Genomic DNA, 583 nt, shown 5'->3' on the forward strand with positions numbered 1-583 from the left:
ATTTCATCATTCGCACTTTTTTAAGCTACGGTCTTGATGAACTCATCCCTAAAATGCGTATTACGCTGCCGCTCCGTCTGTGGCGTTACACATTGTTTTGGATGCCAAACCGACATAAAGATAAGCCGCTGGGTGAAAGGCTGAGACTGGCTTTGCAGGAATTGGGGCCGGTATGGATCAAATTTGGTCAAATGCTCTCCACCCGTCGAGATCTGTTTCCGCCGCACATCGCCGATCAGTTGGCCCTGTTGCAGGATCGGGTTGCTCCATTCGATGGACAACGGGCNTGCAGGATCGGGTTGCTCCATTCGATGGACAACGGGCAAAAGAACAAATTGAAGAAGCAATGGGTGGGCTACCTGTTGAAGCGTGGTTTGATGATTTTGAGATAACACCACTGGCATCTGCGTCTATTGCTCAGGTTCATACCGCGCGACTGAAGTCGAATGGCAAAGAGGTGGTGATCAAAGTTATTCGCCCGGACATACTGCCGGTCATCAAAGCGGATTTAAAACTGATCTACCGCCTGGCTCGTTGGGTTCCTCGTCTGCTGCCAGATGGGCGTCGCCTGCGACCAACAGAA

The 583-nt window shown here is 51.0% G+C and carries 1 pseudogene; it reads left to right on the forward strand.

The features are described 5' to 3' along the window. Positions 1 to 583 (forward strand): annotated as a pseudogene (locus tag FDX22_RS00245) (AarF/UbiB family protein); the annotation flags it as partial.

This window comes from Citrobacter sp. TBCS-14 (genome assembly GCF_005280805.1).
Lineage (GTDB): Bacteria > Pseudomonadota > Gammaproteobacteria > Enterobacterales > Enterobacteriaceae > Citrobacter > Citrobacter gillenii.